Annotated in this window: 1 protein-coding gene; it reads right to left on the bottom strand. The window is 42.5% G+C overall.

Annotated elements, in window-relative coordinates; translation table 11 throughout:
- Positions 1–33: 33 nt before the first annotated feature.
- Positions 34–2682, bottom strand: coding sequence for an adenylate/guanylate cyclase domain-containing protein (locus AC805_RS01405; RefSeq protein WP_055073757.1), 2649 nt, complete (start codon positions 2680–2682; stop codon positions 34–36).
- Between the last annotated feature and the right edge of the window lie 333 nt (positions 2683–3015).

The raw sequence follows: 3015 nt of genomic DNA, 5'->3' as shown, positions 1-3015 counted from the left end.
TTTTGACCGCAGAAAGTAATTCTTAAATGGTTTCTAAAGTTCGTTCGTTAGCAAATATGTCACCATTTCCCCTTTACCCTTGATCTCAATGGTTCTCTTGGGCTCGAATTGGTATTTGTCTTTCAAAATTTGATAGGTCGTATCTGTCACTTGGATGCAGCCTGGAAGCCCGTGGGACTCCATCCGACTAGCGATATTTACCGTGTCTCCCCACAGGTCGTAAATAAATTTTTTCTTGCCGATAACCCCTGCCACTGCTTTCCCCGTATGAATCCCAATTCTTAGCTTGAATTGCTTGCCATCGGGGCGGACAAACTGACTAATAGATTTTTGCATTTCTAGCGCCATAGAAGCGATCGCTTCAGCGTGATCGTGGCGGGGAATGGGTAGCCCACCCACAGCCATATAGGAATCGCCAATGGTTTTGATCTTTTCTAGGTTGTAGCGATCCACAAGACGATCGAATTCAGAAAAGATTTCATTGAGCATATATACCAGTTCATCCGCAGATACCGAAGCCGCAAATTCTGTAAATCCCACGATATCGCCAAAAAGAACTGTCACCTCATCAAAACTATCCGCCACAATCGTCCCGCGTGGTTTCAACTTAGAAATGGAACTTGATAGAATTTCCGCAGAACTATTAAGGGTGATATTGTTTGAATTATACAGAGCTGAGGATTTGAGTCGTTCGGCGATCGCTTTGGGTAAAACATTGAGTAACAATCTTTCCGAGCGTATTTGCTCAATTCGCAAATTTTCCTCGGCGCGGCGACGTTCTTGCGCCTCCATGCCTAAAGATAACAACTCTGATAAAGAACTCGCAAAACTAATTTCCTCTAGCATCCATAGCCGTTCTACTTGCGTTTGTTCAAACATCAAGATACCCGTTAATTCCCCCGCAATATCAAAGGAGGATACTAGTAGAGATACAATCTCAGAGGGGTGGAGATAGTCTTGGTATAGCTCGACTAAAACTGCTTCGTACTGCACATCTTCTACTGCCAAACTCCGATGTTCGTGGATTGCCGCAAAAAAAATGGGGAATTTATCCGCATCCAAAAACTCCGCTTCGCTATGGATATTGACACTTTTGATATAGAGATCGAGGCAATGCAATTTGGTCTTAGCATTATCAAATAGCCAGACGCTGACCCGCTCGATATCCAAGGTATGACTGGCGGTAGCGGTAATATTCTGGACAGCAATGATAAAGTCCCCCAAGTTAAGCGCTTTATTTTTGGTGAGATCGATCAGGATTTTTTGCTGTTTGCGCAGTTGCTGTTCGCGGCGTTGTAATAGGAAGTTACTCCGTTGCAGAGATATCTGCGAGTTCGCTAGTTCGCTAGTTCTTTCTTGTACTCTCGACTCTAATTCAATATTGGCTTTTTCAAGTCGTTTAAAGGATTCCGTAAGCATTTCTGCCATGCGATTGAAGGACTCAGACAAAATCTTGACTTCGCTTGTGCCCTTGACCAATACCCTAGAATCGAGATCGCCATCGGCGATCGCTTGGGATGCACCGCTGAGATTAAGTAACGGAGCTGTAATCGAACGAGCCGTCATCATCCCAATTAAAATCGCTACCCCTAGGGTGGCGAGGCAAAATAAGATTGTGAATTGCCGACGACTATTAATCTGCTCCATAAAGCTCGATTCGGGGAGCACCACGACAATCAACAGGTCTAGACCATCGCGATCGCGCCAAGGCTGCACCCGAATAAATTGCTTTTCTCCTTCTAAGGTTGGTTCTAGTTTTAATTCTTCTTGAATAAAATTAAAATTATCAAATTCTTTGATGAGATAGCGAGCCGCAGATCGGGATAGGACATCATTACTATTGAGAATATTTAAGCGTTGAGGTTTGCCATTAATAATGGAGAAAATTCTTTCGTTGCTAGAAGTGCCGACGACTAATCCCGAACGCTCAACGATCAAAATACGTTCGGAATTATCGGTCTTTAAGTCTTGCAAAAAGACATTTATTTGGGTGAGGATATAATCAACTCCCAGTACGCCAATTAACTTGCGATCGCTGTCGTAGAGGGGATAACTATGGGAAATAGATAAGACTTCAGGGCGACTATCCCATTGATAGATCTTTGACCATGTGGGTTTGCCTGCCTTGACCGCATCGGCATACCAAGATTCTTGCCGCACATCCTTAGGTAATTCCATAACTTCGGGCGGTTCTTGACGATTTCCTTCACTATCGGTGTTGAAAATAGCTGTCTTGGTAATTCCCCTTGCCAAAGTTGTCTCAGTGATTAATATCTTGCCATCGTTTTTTCGCTCAGCCCCAATAAATTCTTGATTGTCAGCAGCAAAGTTTATATATCCCACATTATATAAATCTATCTGTTTCCAGAAGAAGTGCCCTGTTTGTTGAAAATCCTCTAGATTTACCATTCCCAATTTCACCGCATTAGCATTGGCTTGGTTGATTTGGGGCGGGATGCGTAAATAGTTATCGAGTTTGGTACTTATGCGATCGCTAACTTCGCCACTGAGACGGCTAGCCAGTTCACCCACTGCTTGTTGTTCGTTCCGAAATGAGAAGGTTCCGACTACGCCAACCGTTATACAAATCTGTACGACAAAGGGTACAACTAAAATAACCTTTAAAGGGATATTTTTAAATAATTTGGCAAACAACTGTGGTGTATCGGGGATTTTAGGCATGATATATAACAAATTTAGCTGACTATGGAAATAGGCAATCCAGCGCAGGCTTTTTAAGAGTTGTTTTCAGTTGTCTGAAGTCAATTTACGCTATTTTGAGGTTCCATTACAATAGCAGCCTTAATCCTATATATCTAATGAATATAGCAATATAAGAGGTAGCTAGGATAATTCAAAAAACTAAACCCGAACTCACGTTAATTAAATATAAAACCCTAAGACCTGCAGTGCAGGTTGCGCCACAGGTCTTACAGCAATTATCGATCAAACGAACCACAAGGAAATTTTTGAAAGCGTTGCTTCGCAACGCTTTCAAAAATTTCCTTGGTTTGG

The organism is Pseudanabaena sp. 'Roaring Creek', assembly GCF_001402795.1.
Lineage (GTDB): Bacteria > Cyanobacteriota > Cyanobacteriia > Pseudanabaenales > Pseudanabaenaceae > Pseudanabaena.
Note: the sequence above shows the minus strand (reverse complement) of the source record. Positions and strands in the feature narration are given on the sequence as shown.